A 20,550-nucleotide genomic window follows, 5' to 3' on the forward strand; every position below is an offset into this window, starting at 1 on the left:
TAGTATATAATAGGACTTACGCGGTTGAGGAATGAAATCAAGTACATGTGGCCCCATCATAATTCTTGAGATTTAGACAGTTAAGTTTTACTGTTGCTGTTTTTCAGTTCAACCGCGTAAGTCCTATATAATTTGTTGTCTCGGCAGAGTTGCGGCTCTGCAGTGCGCTGCCCTTTTCGCTCACTTCGTTCGCTCAAGAGGGCTAATTATAATAAAGATATTGAAGTGAGCTCAAGTGGGCTAATTTATAAGTAAAGATACTGAAGTGAGCTCAAGAGGGTTAATTTATAACTCAAGATACTCAGAGCTCAGGCAGGCTAATCTATGGATAAAGATATTTAGCTGCATTTAAGAGGGCTGATTCGTGATTAAGAGAAACTGTTTTTGCTCAAGAGGGCGAATTTATGAGAATGGAACCATATCTCGCTCGGCAAACGGATAATTTTTAGGTTAAATCTTTTCATGCTTTCGGTTTTTCGCGTCGGTCGGGAACGGTAGGGAAATTAGAGTCAGAGATAGTGCGGTACAAAAAATTGCAAAATATTGGAACCAAAGAGGCCGTTTCTTTCGCATCCGATATTTTCCTTGTTTTTCGTGACTTTAAAGGTTTGAACGGGGATTTTGCCCTTCAAGGTGTATTAATCAAAAATTGATTTATAAATGTATTGAAAAGAATGAATTAAATACGTCTACTTAATGGGATATATTTTTTATAAAAACATTTATTAAAATCTGAGGTCTCGAATTTTTCAAAATTAGATTTCGGGCGTTGAAGTTTGAGTTCTTTCTCAGCACTTCAGAAGCTCCTGCCCTTTCGCTGTTTTCTTAATCCTGAACCTTTTTGAAAGGGCTTGAGCTTGAATGGATTTTTATTTAATTGAATTATACGCTTTTCAGGTCTTATATTTATTTAGGACATATCTCTTTGAGGCCGGAGGCGACATCGGCCAGAAGTTCGATTGGAATTCCCATGATCATTTCTTCATCTGAAATCTTGGTGTATGTCCTGCTGCCGCTGCATCCGACTGTGACTCCGATTTTTCCTTCTTTGTAGACCCTTACAACCCCGTCCGAGCATACGCTCTGTTTCCCTGCGAAGCTGGATTCAATCCTGCCGCCTGTCTTATACATCATTGCCTGCGTAAGCAGCATAACCTGTCTTGGGTTGCAGATTACCAAAACGACATCCGGGACAAAAGTGGTTTTTTCCAGGGGGGAATACATAATAGCTTCCGTAGAGTTCGGAGGGAGTTTGGAAACCATTTCGAGGGTACGTCTTGCAGCTCCCTGGGTGCTGAATTGTTTAAGTCCTTTAAAATAGAATTCCCCGCTTGCGACTTTCGGGGGCATCTCCCCAAGACCCATTGCACCGGCTCCGCCTTTACACATCTGGTCTTCTACCTGGGTATAAAACTCCTCACCGCTTCTTCTAACCCTGTCAACAAGTTGGCAATGCCTCATAGCTTCGTCGACTTTGTTAATCCCCTCCGGGATCTCTCCTCCTTTCGGAATAAGTTTTACTGCAACAGGAGAAGTCGTGAGTTTCAGGCAGTCTATAATTTCCTGTCCGTATTTGTTTATCTCTTTTACATCCATATTCTCAACTCGGTTTTGAAATTTTTATTCCTTCTGAGATAGTAATATTACTTTACCACTTTTTAAGCGTTATTAAGAGCTACCCGGCAAGCAAATTATGCACATCTGTTTTAGTCAACCTTTTTCAAAAGAAGTTCGCGATTTTTGATCAATCTTTTTTTGAAAAAAATTTATGGTCAAGCATTTTTAGAAGTAAAGTTTAAGATCCAATATAAGCATTCCCGAGTTCCTATATATGCAGGCAGCTTTTCGCAGTACTATTACTATAATACTGTTTTTCTTCAGTACTATACTGTTTTTCTTCCGTACTGCCGAACTTTTCAAAGGAAACAAAGGGGTCAGGGAATAAAGTGGCTATGTGAAAAGTTCATTCCAGCTTATCAAAGATAATTTCCATCTTTCCCATTTTTCGAGCAAGGCTCTTCGAGATCATATCGTTTTCAAGCCAGCAGGCATTCATTACTGCTGCCGGGACAAGACAGGTAGGCGTGAGGGGAGCTTCAGCCATTTTCTGGGCAAGTACGGTTTCGGGTCCTCCCATAAGGTCTTTCATTCCCATATCAAAGTGTGTGCCCCATTTCCTGAGTTTCTCGCATGTAGTCTTAATATGTACGTAAGTGTTCTTCCCTTCTTTTGTGGCAATTATTTTTGTTGTATGCCCGCATATCGTGTTCAACGAAATTTCCGTAACCATCTCTTTTTTTCTCCCGGTAATTATTATTTTTCTCTTCTTAAATGCCGTATCCTGTTCGGGCGTCAAAAGTTTCAATAAAAATTAATGTTTCAGCCTGGTTCTAACCTGCAAAGCAATCCATTTACTTTATTTTTATATAATTTTAAGCATATGCTTTTTTCTTTCACCTGCGTTCATGGACTTAATTTTGGCTTATCTACACATTTATGTTCATGAATTTTTAATTTATGTTCAAAGCTTTGTAATCCATATTTGTGAGTCTGTAATCCACTTTTATAAGGTCAGGCACCTCTACTCAGGCAGGGCCCAAAGTTGAGTTTTTCTCTGGCTGCCTGATCGCAAAGTTCTTATACAATTCTATTTGTATTGATTAGTCCATAGCAAATATGCTAATTGAGTACTCCTGCTAATATAATTAATATATAATCAGAGCAATTAAGCTACGGATAGGTATGCTTTTGCCCTGACACGATCACCAGATCAGGATTACAATATAAGATCAGGATTACAGTATATTTACAATCGGAAAGTACAGAAATAATCACTAAGGACAAACATTGATTATAATTTCAATACACTATGAGGTTTTAATATGAGATGGCAAGGTAATTCCAGAAGAAAAGTGACCGGTGGGAAAATTATTGCTGCCCGCGGGAAGCGCAAGTTTGAAATGGGCCGCGAATCTGCGGAGACCCGTATAAGTGAAATAAAAAGGAAAAATGTCCACACAATGGGAGGCAACAGGAAGGTAAGACTTCTCCAGTGCAATGTTGCAAACGTAACCAACCCCAAAGACGGAAAGACCGCCCCTGCCCCCATTGAGACAGTTCTCGACAACGCTGCGAACAAGCACTACATCAGGCGTAACATCCTGACAAAAGGCTCCGTAATAAGGACTCCTCTTGGAACTGCGAGAGTTACAAGCAGACCAAGCCAGGATGGAGTCGTAAACGCTGTATTGATTGAATAATTTCCGTAAAATTTTCCCCGGAAACCGGGGGTTCTTTGTCAAATTCCCTTACCTTTGTGCCGGTGACCAAGATGGATGAAAAGATTCGACATATACTGGAAATTCTTGAAAACGATGCCCGAACAAGTCCGGAGGAAATCTCATCCCTTACAGATATGTCTGCACAGGAGGTTTCCCAGGCGATCGCAAAACTTGAAGAGACGGGAGTTATCCGGCACTACAAGACCATAGTTGATTGGGACCTGGTCGGGGAAAACTATGTTTATGCCGTGATTGAGCTGAAGGTTACTCTCGAGCGCAATCAGGGCTATCAGGCAATTGCAGAGCGAATCTACAAGTTCCCGGAAGTCAGGTCAGTCAGGCTCTTATCCGGGAATTATGACATATCCCTTACTGTCCGGGGGAAATCGATGAAGGATGTGGCTTTTTTCGTAGCAGAGAAAATTGCAACTCTTGATCAGGTACAGAGCACATCAACCCACTTCGTACTGAAAACCTATAAAGAAGATGGGGTTATCCTCCATGAACCTGAATCGATTAAACGGCTACCAGTATCGTTTTAATACGAGCTGGATTAAAGCCTGATCTCCCTATCCGATTTTACATTTATATTACTCATATAATTTTTTATAGGGGTGTTTTGCTTGAGACCTCCATGCGATCCTTCTAAGTTTGTTGCCGATGCTGTGAAAAATATTCCACCTTCAGGAATACGCCGTTTTTTTGATCTGGTTTCCGGACTTGAGGATATAATCTCCCTTGGTGTAGGAGAGCCTGACTTTATTACTCCCTGGCACATCCGTGAAATGTGCATTCATTCTCTGGAAAAAGGGCAAACTTCATATACCTCAAATTATGGACTTCCGGAACTCCGAGACGAACTTACCAGAACCTATTACGGGCGCTACGGTCTGGACTATGACCCTTCGTCCGAGATTCTCATCACTACAGGTGTGAGTGAAGCTCTGGATATAGCAGTAAGGACAGTGGTAAATCCTGGTGATGAGGTTATTATCGTCCAGCCCTCTTATGTGGCATATGTACCTTCTGTTGTTCTTGCAGGGGGCAAGCCCGTTATCGTTCCCACCCACAGGGAGGATGAGTTTAGCCTTACTGCAGAAGCCCTCAAACCTGCAATCACGAACAAAACAAAGGCAATAATTCTCAACTTCCCTAACAATCCTACGGGAGCGATCATGACACAGGAAGATCTCGAGGGGATTGCCGACCTTGTTGTGGAGAACGATCTGTTTGTTATCTCGGACGAAGTTTACGAGTGCCTGACCTATGGGGGCAAGCATGTTCCCTTCTCTTCCTTAGAAGGCATGAAAGAGCGGACTGTCATGCTCAACGGGTTCTCCAAGGCTTATGCAATGACAGGGCTCAGGCTCGGTTTTGCAATGGGCCCCTCTGAGATCATACACTCAATGATGATGATCCACCAGTACTCCATGCTTTGTGCCCCCATAACCGCCCAGATAGGAGCAATCGAAGCCCTCCGCAACGGTAAAGAGGAAATGGAACGGATGGTCCGGGAATATGACCGGCGCAGGCATTTTATTGTCAGGGGCTTTAACAGGATAGGGCTTGAATGCTGCAACCCCAAAGGGGCATTTTACGCTTTCCCCTACATAGGGAATACCGGCCTCTCTTCCTCCGAGTTTGCAGAGCGCCTTCTGGACGAAAAGAAAGTCGTTACAATTCCCGGCGACGTCTTTGGAGAAGCAGGTGAAGGCTTCCTGCGCTGCGCCTACGCAGCATCCATAGATGATATCAGAAAAGCACTGGACAGAATGGGAGACTTTGTGGACGGATTAAAGCAGTGAACTCTGCCGGATCTTTCCGGATCTCTTTTCAAAATTTTCATTAAATCTTATTTTTATTCGACTACCGTTCGCTAGATTTTTTTTACTAACTTTTTTCTTTAATATCCGCTTTATTCAATCCGGTTCGATGAAATGGTTTACCTTATTTTTTAGCCTTATTTTTCTTATTTTGATTCATTTTCTTACATTTTATTCATTTTCTTACATTTGATTTACTTGCTTTGTTTGATTCATTTTGCTCATGTCTGATTCAGTTTTTGAGAGGACTTTTCAGACTAACAACTCCTGCGGCTGCCGAAGTTAGTTAATTATATATACAATTTCCAGGCTCAATTAGCTTGACGTTTATGAAACCCATTATTCCTGAAGATGAGCGTTCTAAAGAACCTCTTGACACTGATAGAGTAATTTATCACCCTGACATGATAAGGGCCAATGAATGGGTCCTGAACGAGTATGAAGCCCCTTTCAGAGAGCTCTGTATCTTCGTTCCCTGCGCCAAAAAAAAACCCTATCATGAAAGTCCTTCTCATAAAAAATTCGACAGAATCATTTTCGGGATTGCAAAACCTGAAGATGTGCATATAGTAACTTTCGGAACCTGCGGGATTACGCCGAGGGAACTTGACACACAATATCCTTTCATGCATTACAGTTTCATGATGGGCAAATGTAATGTCACAAAGATCAAACGAGATTTCATAAAAATGGAAAGCGAAAGGCTTGCGGCTTACCTTGAGAAAACAAGAAACAACTACAAGTACAGGATAGCTTATTGTATAGGAGATTTTCGGACTGCAATGGAGAAAGCCGTGGAAATGGTCGATATAGAGGTTGTTATCGTGCCCAGGGAATCAACGATCCAGAAAATGATCCAGCCAGATAAGCCTTTTATCTATAATAGCCTCTCCTCTAGAGAGTACCTTCAGGACTTGTCAGACGCGATTACTGACGCTTTTAAGCTTCCCAGAAGAGAAGTAGGCCTTAAAGAAGATCTTTCGGTTGATGATGCTGACTGGTATCTCCTCTAAAATTTAGTTCCTCTTTATCTTTTAACTAAGATAAAGCTTGAAGTTCCTTTCTTTCGCAAATCCTATAAATTTAAACTGGATGTTATAACACTTCTTTATTCTATGGGAGTGCATAAGGTCATGAATACCGTGACCTTTGCAGGCTGTCCGACGATTATTTCCAGTATAAATGAATTCTTTTTTAGTTTAATGGTTTCAAATGAATTCTTTTTTTAATTTAAAGGTTTCAAATGGATTTTTTTAGTTTAAAGGTTCAAATGCTTTCCTTTTGTTATCTTTTCATTCTGAAAATGAATTGTTGGACAGCCTTTTTAGGTGGGGTGGCCGCACGAATTTGGTTTTTAGTCTCTTGAAGCTGGTATAGGTAAGTCTCTACAAATCCTTTTTTTCGATTTAGATATTTACCTACTAACTGTGATATATTTAGACCTGGTTTCGGTACTGATGCTTCCTGAATCATTAACTGTTAAACTAACAGTGTATTGTCCTGTTTTATTGTATACATATACCGGATTCTTTTCTGTTGAAGTATTTCCATCTCCGAAAGCCCATGTCCATGAAGCTGGTGATCCGGTGCTGTTGTCAGTAAAACTGACATTAAGCGGTGCAGGCCCTGAAGTTGGAGATGCGGAAAAAGCAGCGGCAAGAGAGTTTGAAACGGCAATATAGCCGGTTTTTGTCAATACACTACTGCCGTTTTCATTACTTACTGTCAATTTAACATTGTATTGTCCTGATTTATTGTATGTGTATACAGGATTCTTTTCTGTTGAATTATTTCCATCTCCGAAAGTCCATTTCCATTCAGCTGGTAACCCTGTGCTCTGGTCAGTAAAACTAACATTAAGCGGCGTGCTTCCTGAAGTAGGGGATGCAGAGAAGCTGGCAACAGGAATATTTAAAACGCTCGAGACAGCAATATATCCGGTTTTAGTCAACGCATTACTGCCGTTTGCATTACCTGCTGTCAATGTAACAGAATATAGTCCTGATTTATTGTATGTGTGTACAGGATTTTTATCTATTGAATTACTTCCATCTCCAAAAGTCCATTTCCATGAAGCTGGTGACCCTGTGCTCTGGTCATTAAAGCCGACAGTAAGTGGTGATTTTCCTGAAATCGGAGACGCAGAAAAGCTGGTAACAGGAGTATTTAAAACGCTTGAGACAGCAATATATCCGGTTTTAGACAACGCATCACTGCCGTTTTCATTACCTGCTGTCAATGTAACAGAATATAGTCCTGATTTATTGTATGTGTGTACAGGATTCCTTTCTGCGGAAGTGTTTCCGTCTCCGAAAGTCCATCTCCATGAAGCTGGTGTCCCTGTGCTCTGGTCAGTAAAATGAACAGTTAGAGGCATGCTTCCTGAAGTGGGGGATGCAGAGAATTTGGAAACAGGACCATTTAAAACGCTTGAGACAATAATATAGCTGGATTTAGTCAACGCATTGCTGCCGTTTTCATTACCTGCTGTCAATATAACAGAGTATCGTCCTGATTTATTGTATGTGTGTACAGGATTCCTTTCTGTGGAAGTGTTTCCGTCTCCGAAAGTCCACTTCCATAACGCTGGAGATCCTGTGCTCTGGTCAGTAAAACTAACAGTAAGAGGCGCTTTTCCTGTAGTTGGAGTCGCTAGAAAGGCGGTGACAGGGACGATATAGCTTGAATTCGACGTCAAAGTACCGCTTTCAGAAGTCACATTTATACAGCCGGTTTTTGTCAACGCATTGCTGCCGTTTGCATTACTTACTGTCAATTTAACATTGTATTGTCCTGATTTATTGTATGTGTGTACAGGATCCTTTTCTGTTGAAGTATTTCCATCTCCGAAAGACCATTTCCATGAAGCTGGCGACCCTGTGCTCTGGTCAGTAAAGCCGACAGTAAGTGGTGCTTTTCCTGAAGTAGGAAATGAAGAGAAGCTGGCAACAGGAGTATTTAAAACGCTCGAGACAGCAATATATCCGGTTTTAGTCAACGCATTACTACCGTTTGCATTACCTGCTGTCAATGTAACAGAATAAAGTCCTGATTTATTGTATGTGTGTACAGGATTCCTTTCTGTGGAAGTGTTTCCGTCTCCGAAAGACCATTTCCATGAAGCTGGCGACCCTGTGCTCTGGTCAGTAAAATGAACAGTTAGAGGCATGCTTCCTGAAGTGGGGGATGCAGAGAATTTGGAAATAGGAGTATTTAACACGCTTGAGACAGCAATATAACTGGATTTTGTCAACGCGCTACTGCCTTTTTCATTACTTGTTGTCAATCTAATAGAATAAAGTCCTGATTTATTGTAGGTGTGTATGGGGTTTTTATCTGTCGAAGTATTCCCATCTCCGAAAGACCATTTCCATGACGTGGGCGATCCTTTGCCCTGGCCTGTAAAGTCAACAGTAAGAGGCGGTTTTCCTGATGCTGGAGACGCCGAGAAGCCGGTGACAGGACCATTTAAAACATTTGAAACAACAATGTAGCTCGATTTTGTTAACGTATTGCTGCCGTCTGCATTACTTGCTGTTAATGTAACGGAGTATGATCCCGCTTTGCTGTATGTATGTACAGGGTTTTCTCCGGTTGAATATGTGCCGTCTCCAAAAGTCCACTTCCTTGAAGTTGTCGATCCTGTACTCTGATCCGTAAAACTAACAGTAAGAGGTGCTTTTCCTGAAGCTGGAGATGCTGAAAAAGCAGCAACAGGGGCTTCATATCCGTTTGAAACAGTAATATAGCTGGATTTTGTTACTGTACTCTTGTTTCCGGTTTCGTTTAATGCCAGCGTAACAGAGTATTTTCCTGGTTTTCTATATATGTGTAGAGGGTTCTTTTCCGTTGAGTAAGTTCCATCTCCAAAAGTCCAGTTCCATGAAGCTGGCGATCCTGTGCTCTGGTCAGTAAAACTAACACTAAGCGGCGTTTTTCCTGAAGTTGGGGATGCAGAAAATACTGGCTGTGCTAGAACAGTTACTGTGGCAAATTTCGAATCAGTACCGTTTGTATTGTTTACTGTAAGCGTTACGTTGTAATTCCCTGCTCTGGGGTAAGTATGTGTTTGATTCTGCTGTGTCGAACCGGATCCGTCTCCAAAGTTCCAGTTCCACCCTTCCGCATTCTTCGAGAGATCGGTAAACTGGACAGAAAGAGGGGCATAGCCGGATGTGAAATTGCTGCTGAAGTTTGCAACAGGAAGTACGGGTTGTGCTGGGAGAGGACTTATAAACTGACCGAAAGCAATAGGACTGAAACCTGTATTTACCGTAGCTGTAACCCTGTCTGTGGCTGTGTCAATTACAGAGACAGTCTTTCCAAGATCATCGTCGTTGCCGAAGTTCGCTACATATACCTTTGTTCCATCCGGTGTGACTGCAATTCCGTAAGGACTTTTTCCGACATTCAGAGTCACTATAACAGTTTTTGTTGTTGTGTCAATTACGGAGACATTGTTACTGCCTTCATTTGCCACATATACCTTTGATCCATCCGGGCTGACTGCAACTCCCATAGGCCATTTTCCTACAGGCACTATAGCTGTAACAGTATTCGAACTTGTGTCAATTACAGAAATAGTGTTACTTTCACAATTCGCCACATATAGTTTTGTTCCCGCCTGGTCAACTGTAACCGCTGACGGGCCAAGCCCAACTTTCACAGTTGCTGTAACAGTGTTTGTTCCTGTGTCAATTACAGAAACATTGTTGCTATAACGGTTCGTCACATATACTTTTGTTCCATCAGGTGTGATTGCAGCCCCTAACGGGTTAACTCCTGCAGGCACGGTGGCTGTAACCGTGTTTGTAACCGTGTCAATTGCAGAGACACCATTGATATCACGATCCGTCACATATACCTTTTTTCCATCCGGTGTGACTGCAACTCCGCAAGGGCTGTATTTATATCCTATATCTACGGTGGCAGTAACCCTGTTTGTGGCTCTGTCAATTACGGAAACAGTACCACTGCGGTCGTAGTTGGCATTCGCCACATATACCTTTGATCCATCCGGGCTGACTGCAGCTCCAAAAGGATCGGTTCCTACAGGCACTGTGGCTGTAACGGTATTCGAACTTGTATTTATTACAGAAACAGTGTTGCTGTTGAAGTTCGTGATATATGCATATGAAGGCGCAGGAGAACCTTTTGGTACAACATTTACTGTAGCAAACTTTGAATCCGTGCCGTTTGAATTGCTTACTGTCAGGCTAGCAGTATAGATCCCTGCTGCAGAATAGGTATGCGTGGGATTCTGCTTTGTTGAACCAGACCCGTCTCCGAAGTCCCAGACCCATCCGGTTGCATTTTGAGAACTGTCCTCAAACTGTACAGGTACGGAAAGGAAAACATAATCTGATGTGACGTTGCTGCTGAAGTTCGCTAAAGGATAAACTGGTTGTACCGGGATAGAACCTATAAACTGGCCTGAAGCATAAGGACTGTTTCCTACAAGCGTCGTGGCTGTAACAGTGTTGGTCGCAGTATCAATTACAGAGACGGTGTTATAGAATTTGATAGCTACATATACTTTTTTTCCGTCCGGGGTGACTGCGACTCCCACAGGGTTGGATCCTACAGGTATCGTGGCTGTAACTTTATTTGTAGAAGTGTCAATTACGGAGACAGTGCTGAAATATTCATCATTATTGGTCACATATACCTTTGTTCCCTCCGGGTTGACTGCAACTCCCAGAGGAGCTCTCCCGACCTTCACCGTGTTTGTAATACTGTTTGTTGCCGTGTCAATTACGGAGATGCTCCCGCTCTCGGAGTTCACCACATACACCTTAGTTCCATCCGGTGTGACAGCAATTTCCTTTGGACCTCTTCCTACGGATACCGTGGTTATAGCAGCTTCTGCGGCAGCGTCAATTATAGAGACAGTTTTATCCCCGTAATTTGTTACATATATCTTTCTACCATCCGGACTTACCATTACTCCCGCAGGATTTCTTCCTGTACTCACTGTACTTACAACAGTACTTGAGGTGGTATCAATTACAGAAATAGTGTTACTTACCCGGTTTGTCACATAAACCTTTTTTCCATTCGGGCTGACTGCAACTCCTTGGGGAGAACTTCCTACAGGCACCGTGGCTATAACAGTATTTGTTGCCGTATCAATTATAGATACATCGTTGCTACGAGCATTTACCACGTATACCTTTGTTCCATCCGGATTAATTCCAGCTCCCATAGGATTAGAGCCTACAGATATCGTAGCTGTAACTTTGTCTGTGCTTGTGTCAATTACAGAGATATTGTTACTCTCTTCGTTTGTAATGTATGCAAATGGTGAGGCGCCTGCGATACTCACCAGCATTAAAAAAGCAAGTGCCGTTATCCCCAAAGCTTTATTGAGGGTCTGCCCCCTAAATATTTTATTACAATTCATTCCTTTCACTTTAGACCCCTCAGTATATGAATTATTAAATTTGTTCAAAATTTGAAAAACCTTGAAATTTGACCGGTCTTTTATAAATGATAATATAATAATTCCTTGAAGTCAGAGTTTTCTGGGTTAAGTTGATTCTCGCAATCAGGTGCGACTATAAAAACGACCAGACGAAGAAAATTTCACAGAGCTCTGTAGAATAATTGTAAATTACAGGATAATAATCTTTCTTCCATTAACTAACATATTTAGTAACAAAAATTTTTTCTTTACGGTCTATAACTAAATTTTTACACCACTCTCAGTTCTTCTATGGTAAAAAAGTTTCAAATGGCAGGTCCCGGAAATTAAAATTTGTTTCCTGAATCGAGAACTATAGGGACAAAAAGTTTCTATTAATAACTTACTTTCTACACTATATTAAAACAGCAACAATGAGGAAAGAAGGAAAAATAATTGAGCATTCAGAAGAAGTTTGTTAAAAGAAGAGGTTTTTACAGGGAATAAACACATTAATCCCCTTCAATGCCTACGGTTTCTCCTACTGAAAGCATAAGTTCTCCGTAAAGCAGCTTTTCAAGAGTTTCGGCTACGTATCTCCTTTGCTGGTATTTCTGGATATCTTCATGCATCCTGAGGTCGGAGTCTACCTGGACTCGCAGGAGAGCAAAATGAAAGGCTTTTTCATTCTTTATCGGCGTGGTGTAGAAGGTTTCCAGCAGGTAAGGGAGTTTATGAGGGTCTTCTATAACTTCACTTAAAAGCAACATCTCTTCGGGAATATCCTGGTGATGTGAGGATATATCTTTTTTTCCGGTAATAAGTTGCAGGTTTTTTTCGGAATATTTTTTTTCGAGGATAATAATTTCGCCAATTATGCTTTCACCTCTTACTCAAATACGTTTAGGATCCCCTGAGCAGTTCCCGGGTAAACTTCCAGTATTTCCGGAGTGATGCCGAAGTGATACCTGTAAAAAGGAATAAAACAGGCTTCAGGCCAGCATTCCCTTTACGATAATATCAATCGCGTCATCTTCTTCAAGGCCGCGAGCCATGAGGGTTTCGACTTCTTTTTTATCCACACACCCGATTGCAGCCTCGTGGGTTACCTTGGCCAGAGGGTTATCAACACGTACAATGGGGATAGCTTCGGCTTTTGCATTGCCCTGGATAACTTCCATGCAGTCCACGTGCCCTCTGGCTCTCGGGGCCCGGCCTTCAGTAATTCCCCTGAACTCCGACTCTGCATTATCGGTAATGGCCAGTCGGCTTTTGATCACGCTTCTGGCATTTTCCCCATTAAGAGATATTTTTTCCAGAATTTTTATTTTATCGTCCTTTTTCCCATATACTTTGGTAACCATCTCGCAGATAGAGTCTTTTTCGGCATCCACGCTGTAATCGAATTCCAGATAGCCTACCCTGCCCGAGACCAGCGAGAAATTGGTATAGTAACTGCCCCCTTCCTCTATCCTTACATGTGCCTTCGGAATCACCTGAATTCCTCCGTGCGGGCCGTGGAAGTGAGTTTCCGTATACTTTAATGAGGCATTTTTCCCTATAAGCATTTGAGCATCCATTTTATGAATAACCTTTACAGCATTAGGGAATGTACAATGAGCAATGAGTTCAACAGCCGAATCTTCTTCGGCCACAAAGTTCATCTTTATTTCCTGAACTCCGTCTTCCGGGATAAGCCCGAAGCAGAGATGGACAGGAAGTGGAATTTTGTACCCTTTTTTAATGGTCATTTTAATGTCCACTCCATGTTCAGTCTCATGTTTTTCGAGCACGATTCCTTCTGTCCCGTTCGCATTGAGCACTTTGTTTCCGCTTACCACCAGGCTTGCAAGCTCATGCTTATGCAGGACCGCAGCATCTCCCCCGGCAGCCGAATAGGCTGCGTTCATATCTTCTATCTCGCTGGAAAGCGTATTAACGGTTATCTGGGTCATGGTCAGGCCGCCTTTGGTGGGGATACCCTGTTGTCACACGGTATGCACCTGTTTTTGAAGAATTCGCTGATTTCCAGGGGGTCCCCGCTCCTGAGGATAGCCCCTTCGCACATCAGGGAGGCTTTGTCGGATGCGGCTGCAATCTCTTCCCTGTGTGTAATTACAAGCACAGAGGAACCGTTTTCCTTTAAAGTCCGGATCAGGGCCACGATTTCTTTTAAGGAAACGACATCGATCCCGGAATCAGGTTCGTCAAGAATTGCAAGTTTCGGTCTCATCGTAATTATTGAGGCCAGTTCTATGCGTTTCCTTTCGCCTCCGCTAAGCGCCTCGCCAACTTCCCTGTCCAGGTATTTTTCGGGCTTAAGGTCAACTTTCTTCAGGGCCTCTTTCAGCTCTTCTTCAGTAATGCCTCCATTGCCTTTTGCCCCGATTGCCAGGTAATCCCTGACTTTCAGCCCTTCAAAACGGGCAGGCTCCTGCCAGGCAAGGGTAATGCCTTTTCTTGCACGTTCGGTTATTGAAAGCTTTGTAATATCCTCCCCGTCAAATAGGAGGCTGCCTTCCTCGTGTTCATATCCCTGGAGTCCCATCAGGGTGTAAGCAAGTGTACTTTTTCCTGCACCGTTTGCACCGATAATGCTGTGAATTTCCCGGTCGCCTACCTCCAGATTGACCCCACGCAGGATTTTCTTCCCATCACGGCTCAGCACCAGGTTTTTTAGAGCTAGAATCTACGACACCTCTAGTAAGTTTTTAATTTTAAGCCTGCAGCAGATTCCTGCAGCGCTGCAGATCCTCAACGGTATTTACGTTTATTGCTAGTCTGGGATTATCAAGTATCAGATTAAAGTCTTCCTGTTCGTTTCGGATTTGAGAACTGTCCAGGATATTAATTCCGGCAGGTACTATCAGCTTCCCATCCTTGTTAAAGACCGTATCAGGCCTGATCCCGGCTCCCTTGCAGATATTGATCGGGACATAGACCGAAAGTGCCGGCTTTCCTTCCTCTTTATATTTCTCAATTACCGAATCGATAAGTTCAGGGTTTATCAGGGGAAGATCGGACATAATTATCATTACGGGGCCAGTCGTTTCTGTGGTTTCTACCGCATGGATCATGTCTCCCACGTAGTTTCCGCCAAAGGTCCTGATTACTCGGACTTCTCCTTTGTAGCGTTCCTGAATCATGATTTCGGTTTTTGGGGTAACAGGTGAGACCGCTACAAAAACCCTGTCTATATTCTTTGCGGCCCTGAGGGTATCTATTACGTAGGCTATGAGTGGCTTTCCAAGCAATTCAACGCACGGTTTTTCTCCCATTCCAAGCCTCTGTCCGAATCCCCCTGCCATTACAATAGCGTCCATTCTAAACCTCCCATATATCCGTTCAATGAAAGTTTCAGTATAACTGCGAGAATAATAAGAGCAGTCACCCTGCCTATTTCGTTAGCAGTACCGATTCCATCGCCATTTAAGCCGCCAAAATGGGCATAGCTCCGGTTAAGAATCACCAGAGCCGAGGCACAGGCTCCCAGATAAGGCAAAAGTCCTATCCACCCGAAGGGCAGGAAACAAACAATGGCGCCGAATACGAAGCCTATCAGGAAATTTTTCCTGGTTGCTCCGTTTATAGTCATGGTTCCAAGGCCGGGGTAAGCCTGTTTTTCCCTTGGAGGTATGGGTTTTCCAAAGGCAGCAATAGTTAGCATGGATTGCTTTGCACTGACCTCGGCAATAAACATTGACGCAAACATTAAAACCGGAAGGTCAGGCCCGAAAACAGCAAAACCTTCTTCCTGGACTGCCCTTATGGAACCATAAAGGGTAAGCAGCAGCAACATGCAAAAAGCTGCCCCTCCTGTCCCGAGGGTTGTATCCTTGAGGGCTTTGAGCTTTTTCTCAATCGATCCATGGGCCATGAAACCGTCGCCGATGTCGGTAACTCCATCAAGATGGTTAAAACCTGTAATGTAATATATGAATCCCATGATAAGCGCTGCAAGCACAGGCCCTGGGAATATTACCTGTCCGATGTATGCGATTGCGCCTATTAAAAGCCCGAGAATGGCTCCGACCACGGGATAAAAATAGATCTTTTTCATGAGCTCATCGATCCCTTCCATGCTGATTCCCACAGGGATCGTGGACAGAAAGCCAAAACCCGATTTAAAAGCAAGCAAATATGAATTCATTGGATACCGCCTGTTTTTCAATCCTTTCTTTCAAACTCTGCCATGCCTCTTGAATACATATTGGAGGACACGCCCCCTATAAGGCCCCCTATAACGTCATCCATAAAAGGCCCGAGCTTTGCAAGGATTCCGGGCTTCTGTTTGTCGTACCTGACAAACTCAAACGCGCCCTTGGAGCCGCTGATATAGGTTGCAATACTGGTGCCAAGCACTTCGTCCGCAATTATAAAAGTAAGGTCCTTTTCATAGGAACTTTTGCTGAGGTTCGGAAGGGTTCCTGCCCTGCCTTCTCGCTCCAGCAAAATCCCGGAATAGATCAGAAGGCAGAGATTTGGGTCCGAAAGCGCATACTTGAGTTCCCTTTTAAACAAAGCGTCGGCTTTCTCCCTGGTCTCAAGCCCCGGATGAGGGACATACATTTCCAGAGCCGTATCTGCAAGATCCTGAATACTGATGCCTTCTTCAGCAAGGACATCGAGGATGTCGACTGTAGCTTTTTCTTCTATTTTCTCAGGCTGCCCTTTTTTCAGGTCCCTTTCCTCAATATCGGATAACTTCATATGATCACTTCGGGATTGTTAAAACGGTTCTATTAGCTTTCGAAAATCTTTATGTTATATGACTTTTCTCAGAATCCGGTTTCCGCATAGAGTTGATTCTCTCGGAAAGCGGGCTCTGGCAGGCAAAGGAAGGGTTACGGATGCAGGTGTATCCCTGCTATCTGGATCACTGCCGCAAAGGCAGCAAGCGAGAAGCCTGAAGCAACTGATATTAATTGGGATACCCTTTTTATATCTTTTACTTCGGTCGGGGGATATAAGGCCCCAAGTATGTAATAATCGGGTTTTTCGAGTTTGACTCCGAGCGCTCCTGCAGTAGCTGCCATGGGATAGCCGGAATTGGGGGATGGAGTTTTCATTCCGTCTTCAAGGGCGCTCTTTATGCTGTTTAAGGGGGAAAATCCTCCCTGTTTTTTCGGGAGCAGGGCCACTGTAAGGGCTGCCGCAAGAATGAATATGACGGAGATTCGTGCAGGGATCCAGTTCAATACGTCATCGGATTTTGCCGAGAAATATCCAAGTTCCCTGTAAGGTTCGGTTTTGTATCCGACCATTGAATCCAGAGTACTTATGGCTTTAAACACGTATGCAGCCACAAGCCCGAATTCCCCGAAAAGGGCATAATAGAAAATCGGACTCAGGATGCCGTCAACATAGTTTTCGGATACGGATTCGATAACTGCGGAAGACATCTGGGTCCTGGTCAGTTTGGAAGTGTTCCGGCTTACGTATATCGGGAGCAGTTCCCGGACTTTCTCAAGCCTGTTTGCTTCCAGATGCCCGTAAATCTCCCTTGCAGGGCTAAGCAAGCAGTTAATAGCAAAGGTGGCTTTCAGGAAATAGGCTTCTATAAGGAGGGCAAGCACCCCGGGAATTCCCGGAAGGGCTGCAATGTAGAGCACGGTGTAACCCAGCAAAGCTGCGAAAAAAACACAGCATAGAGCCATTGCAACTCCATAGATTTTCCTGTGGGTCTGAGGAGCTGCATTTTTCAAAATATTGATTAATTTTCCTATCCACACGACCGGGTGTACGGCAGCAGGCGGCTCTCCGAAAACGATGTCTATACCTGCCGCAAGCAGAAGTACCAGAGCAAGGTGCCCGCTGTCCGGCACAATCATAGGATAGGCTCCATCACTTTCTTCCAGGCCACTTTCACAAGTTCGTCCGTATCTCCTTCCTGCATAAGGCAGTCAAGGATTTTCTGGGCGGTTTCTTTATTGTGAACCAGATGGCAGTCAACACAGCTCCATACCCTGCCGCCTCTTGAGCTCTCGATCCATTTTCCTCCTGTGCGCTCGTCTTCACAGGGATAGAACGGGCAGAAGCAGAAGGTACAGTTCTGGCCTTCAAAATGGCAGGGATAGTACTCACAGGTTTTCCTGCCTCCGATCCCTTCTTCAGAGGCCTTTTCGATCACATGCTGCAGTTCGTTTTTCGCCTGCTCTTTGCCCCATTCGGTAATTACATCCCCGATTGCGGCAATCAGCCTGTCATTTTCTTCTGCGGTCCGGACTGCCACCCTTATGTAATCTTTTCCAAGGCCATGGAAGGAAGAACAGTCCCTTACAAGGACTCCATGCGCTGCCAGGCGTGCACTTAACTCAGTCGAGTCAAGCATGAACTTGCTGATATTGACAAAGATAAAATTTACATTCACTTCCCCGGCTTTAAAACCCCTGATTCTGTCGAGTCTGGCTTTAAGCTTCTCTCCTTCTTCCCTGATCATGTCCCTCGCTTTTTTCAGGTAAGGGTTTTCCATCCCGCCTTCAATGTTAAGGAGCGCGGTTCCTGCAGCGTTTGCCACGGTTCCGAGGTTCCAAGAAAGCCTTGCAGTATCCAGGATTTCAGCCACTTCAGGGGAAGCTATCCCAAAGCCCATCCTGATTCCAGGGATTGCAAAGTCCTTTGTAAGGGAACGCATGACAAAAACGTAATTATTGCTTGCTGCCAGGTCTGCAACGCTCTGTGCAGGGTCCGAAAGTTCAATAAAAGCCTCGTCCACGAAAAGAAGGGTTCTGTGCTGCGTGCAGCGTTCTGCAAGAGTTTTGATTTCTTCTCTGGTGCGGAGTTTTCCTGTCGGGTTATTGGGGTTGCAGATAAACAGGATTTTTGCTTTTTCCAGAAGCTCGTCAGAAAGTGTCTCTACCTCTTCTTGGCTCGGGTACTGCGGTTCTGCTCCCATAATCCGGCACTGCATCTCGTATTCTCCGAAAGTGGGCCAGGGCAGAAGGACTATATCTCCTTTTTCAACCACACATTCCATTACAAGCCTGACAATTTCCGTTGAACCGTTACCCGGAATAATGTTCTGGGGGGCTACTCCCAGCCCTACGAACCTTGCAGCAGCCTCTCGAAACTCAGGATACCTGTTGTCAGGATATTCGGTAAGTTTTTTAAAACTATTTTTAAGAATCTCATCAAAGTTCAATCCGCTTTCCGGATGCTCAAAAGGGTTTCCCAGGGGATTAAAGTTTGCACTGAAGTCAAGAATTTCGCTTTCAGGAATCCCGTAAGTTTCAGATGTTTCCTGAATTAACCCTCCATGCCTGCAGGGCTTCAGGTCCAGCAGATGCTTCCTTAAAGGTACACTTCTTTGCTCTGACACGTTGATCGCAATTATTTAGTGTAAATCATGTATATTAAGCTGCTTATTAAATTATACAGTGTAAACTTGCCTTTATTTGCTTTACAATTGTTTGATTGCGAAAACGCTTGCTTTCGGAATCCATTCTACTTTATTTTACAGATCAAATATATTAATCAAGCTTTTTTCTTTATATTCAAGTCTCTTTTCTTCAATATAGCATTTTTGCCGGCTTCAGATAGTATCGAAAAAGTAAAATAGCTTGTTTTTAACTACTACCATCCAGAATCGCTAAAAAAGAGCACATCTTCTATCAGCAACATGCATTGGCTACATGCATAAAGTTTGGAAAATAATAAGCCCTGATTCGAAAGTCAGTAAATCAGGAGTATATATTTGATATTATCAGGTGCATTCAAAAATGACAGTTAACAGACCAAGAGGGACCCGGGACTTTTTACCTGCCGATACTGCCCGCAGGAGATACGTGGAAAGCGTTATGCGCGATGTTGCCCGCAAATGGGGCTACAGTGAGATCATTACGCCCACGTTTGAACATCTGGACCTTTTCACCCTGAAATCAGGGGAAGGAATCGTAGGGGAACTCTACAACTTTGAGGACAAAGGCGGCAGGAAAATGACCCTCAGGCCTGAGCTTACCGCTCCTGTCATGCGCCTGTATGTGAACGAACTCCAGTCCTTCCCAAAGCCCTTAAAATTATTCTATTTCGAAAACTGTTTTCGCTATGAGCGCCCCCAGAAAGGCCGTTTCAGGGAATTCTGGCAGTTCGGCGTTGAACTCATAGGCAGCGGAAAACCCGATTCCGATGCCGAAGTTATCGCCCTTGCCGACGCCCTGTTAAAAGCCGCAGGCGTGAAAGGCGAAATGAAGCTCGGAAACCTTGCAGTCATACGCACGCTTTTAAGCGGGCTTGAGCCCGAAATCGTGAGCAAGGTCATGCGGCTTGTGGACAAAAAAGAATATGCAGGCCTTGAGGCCCTGCTTGAGGAGATAGGAGCCGAAGAGCAGCTCAAATCCGACCTCTTCCGCCTGATCAAGCTGGAAGGCAGGTATATCCTTCCCGAAGTAATAAAAATCGTAGGAAACATACCTGAACTCGTAAGCTTTGAAAAAACCCTCAAGCTTCTGGACGCATACGGGGTCGATTATTCCCTTGACTTCGGGATCGCCCGCGGGCTCGACTACTACACGGGCATGGTTTTTGAAGTCTATGCCGAGGGCCTCGGCGCCCAGAAGCAGGTCTGCGGAGGCGGCTCTTACCAGCTTATCCAGCTTTTCGGAGGCGGAGACGTGCCCTCAACCGGCTTCGGAATAGGTTTCGACCGGATAATGGAGATCTGCCCTCTTACCCCGCCTGCCCCCAAAACCCTTGTCCTGATCTCAAAACCCGATGTCCATCTCGAAGCCGTTCGCTTTGCAAACGAATTAAGAAAATACGTGCCAGTCCACATAGACCTTATGGAACGCAATTTCAAAGCCCAGCTCTCCTATGCAAACACCATCAACGCCGACTACACGGTCATAGTCGGGGAAAAAGAACTCGAAGCAGGGAAACTTACGCTGAGGGATATGGTTTCTGGAGAACAGGAACTTCTGACGCTGGAAGAGATTATAGAGAAAGTTTCATGAAAAAGTTTTTTATATGGTGTGCAGAAGTATTTGTCTATAATAATGTTTCACAGGTTTTTCGGCAGGTAAGCTCAAAGATATCACAGCAATTTTCT

The 20,550-nt window shown here is 43.9% G+C and carries 16 protein-coding genes; 5 read left to right on the forward strand and 11 right to left on the reverse strand.

The features are described from left to right. Positions 1-906 precede the first annotated feature (906 nt). Together ACPK8D_RS15990 and ACPK8D_RS15995 are read right to left on the reverse strand one after the other, a co-directional pair. Positions 907-1,596 carry a DUF169 domain-containing protein gene (locus tag ACPK8D_RS15990; protein WP_424718849.1) on the reverse strand — a complete coding sequence of 230 codons (690 nt, stop codon included), beginning with the start codon at positions 1,594-1,596 and terminating at the stop codon, positions 907-909. A gap of 367 nt (positions 1,597-1,963) precedes the next feature. Continuing rightward, a complete protein-coding gene (locus ACPK8D_RS15995) occupies positions 1,964-2,365 on the reverse strand; it encodes a DUF6951 family protein (protein WP_424718850.1) in 402 nt (133 codons plus the stop codon). Between the two features lie 517 nt (positions 2,366-2,882). On the opposite strand from ACPK8D_RS15995, the gene ACPK8D_RS16000 reads away from it, so the two are divergent. From ACPK8D_RS16000 to ACPK8D_RS16015, 4 genes are all read left to right on the forward strand, one after another. Further along, a complete protein-coding gene (locus ACPK8D_RS16000; protein ID WP_424718851.1) occupies positions 2,883-3,260 on the forward strand; it encodes a 30S ribosomal protein S8e in 378 nt (125 codons plus the stop codon). Between the two features lie 71 nt (positions 3,261-3,331). After that, positions 3,332-3,823, forward strand: coding sequence for an Lrp/AsnC family transcriptional regulator (locus ACPK8D_RS16005; RefSeq protein WP_424718881.1), 492 nt, complete (start codon positions 3,332-3,334; stop codon positions 3,821-3,823). An 81-nt stretch (positions 3,824-3,904) separates the two neighbouring features. After that, the gene (locus ACPK8D_RS16010) at positions 3,905-5,086 is read left to right on the forward strand and encodes an aminotransferase class I/II-fold pyridoxal phosphate-dependent enzyme (RefSeq protein WP_424718852.1); all 1,182 of its coding nucleotides are present in this window, start codon (positions 3,905-3,907) and stop codon (positions 5,084-5,086) included. Positions 5,087-5,433: 347 nt separating this feature from the next. After that, complete coding sequence (locus tag ACPK8D_RS16015; RefSeq protein ID WP_424718853.1) at positions 5,434-6,117, forward strand: DUF5591 domain-containing protein; 684 nt, start codon at positions 5,434-5,436, stop codon at positions 6,115-6,117. Between the two features lie 401 nt (positions 6,118-6,518). Here the strand turns inward: ACPK8D_RS16015 and ACPK8D_RS16020 are convergent, their stop codons facing one another. The 9 genes from ACPK8D_RS16020 to cobD all read right to left on the reverse strand — a co-directional run bounded on the left by ACPK8D_RS16020 (position 6,519) and on the right by cobD (position 18,825). Further along, the gene (locus ACPK8D_RS16020) at positions 6,519-11,507 is read right to left on the reverse strand and encodes a PKD domain-containing protein (protein ID WP_424718882.1); all 4,989 of its coding nucleotides are present in this window, start codon (positions 11,505-11,507) and stop codon (positions 6,519-6,521) included. A gap of 512 nt (positions 11,508-12,019) precedes the next feature. Next, positions 12,020-12,277, reverse strand: a complete 258-nt coding sequence (locus ACPK8D_RS16025) for a hypothetical protein (RefSeq protein ID WP_424718854.1) — start codon at positions 12,275-12,277, stop codon at positions 12,020-12,022. A gap of 222 nt (positions 12,278-12,499) precedes the next feature. Further along, the gene (locus ACPK8D_RS16030) at positions 12,500-13,462 is read right to left on the reverse strand and encodes a SufB/SufD family protein (RefSeq protein ID WP_424718855.1); all 963 of its coding nucleotides are present in this window, start codon (positions 13,460-13,462) and stop codon (positions 12,500-12,502) included. Between the two features lie 2 nt (positions 13,463-13,464). Beyond that, positions 13,465-14,175, reverse strand: a complete 711-nt coding sequence (locus tag ACPK8D_RS16035) for an ATP-binding cassette domain-containing protein (protein ID WP_424718856.1) — start codon at positions 14,173-14,175, stop codon at positions 13,465-13,467. Positions 14,176-14,224: 49 nt separating this feature from the next. Further along, a complete protein-coding gene (locus ACPK8D_RS16040) occupies positions 14,225-14,830 on the reverse strand; it encodes an NTP transferase domain-containing protein (protein WP_424718857.1) in 606 nt (201 codons plus the stop codon). After that, the gene (gene cobS / locus ACPK8D_RS16045; RefSeq protein WP_424718858.1) at positions 14,815-15,657 is read right to left on the reverse strand and encodes an adenosylcobinamide-GDP ribazoletransferase; all 843 of its coding nucleotides are present in this window, start codon (positions 15,655-15,657) and stop codon (positions 14,815-14,817) included. The genes ACPK8D_RS16040 and cobS overlap by 16 nt, the downstream gene beginning before the upstream one ends. Positions 15,658-15,674: 17 nt before the next feature. After that, positions 15,675-16,217 (reverse strand): alpha-ribazole phosphatase CobZ, encoded by a 543-nt coding sequence (gene cobZ, locus ACPK8D_RS16050; protein WP_424718859.1) that lies wholly within the window; start codon positions 16,215-16,217, stop codon positions 15,675-15,677. A gap of 134 nt (positions 16,218-16,351) precedes the next feature. Continuing rightward, positions 16,352-17,338: a cobalamin biosynthesis protein gene (locus ACPK8D_RS16055; protein ID WP_424718860.1), complete on the reverse strand. Its 987-nt coding sequence runs from the start codon at positions 17,336-17,338 to the stop codon at positions 16,352-16,354. Next, positions 17,335-18,825 (reverse strand): threonine-phosphate decarboxylase CobD, encoded by a 1,491-nt coding sequence (cobD, locus tag ACPK8D_RS16060; RefSeq protein WP_424718861.1) that lies wholly within the window; start codon positions 18,823-18,825, stop codon positions 17,335-17,337. The genes ACPK8D_RS16055 and cobD overlap by 4 nt, the downstream gene beginning before the upstream one ends. A gap of 400 nt (positions 18,826-19,225) precedes the next feature. Between cobD and hisS the strand changes: the two genes are divergently transcribed. Further along, positions 19,226-20,455 (forward strand): histidine--tRNA ligase, encoded by a 1,230-nt coding sequence (gene hisS / locus ACPK8D_RS16065; protein WP_424718862.1) that lies wholly within the window; start codon positions 19,226-19,228, stop codon positions 20,453-20,455. The last annotated feature ends 95 nt before the right edge of the window (positions 20,456-20,550 follow it).

This window comes from Methanosarcina sp. (genome assembly GCF_049706645.1).
Classification (GTDB): Archaea; Halobacteriota; Methanosarcinia; order Methanosarcinales; family Methanosarcinaceae; genus Methanosarcina.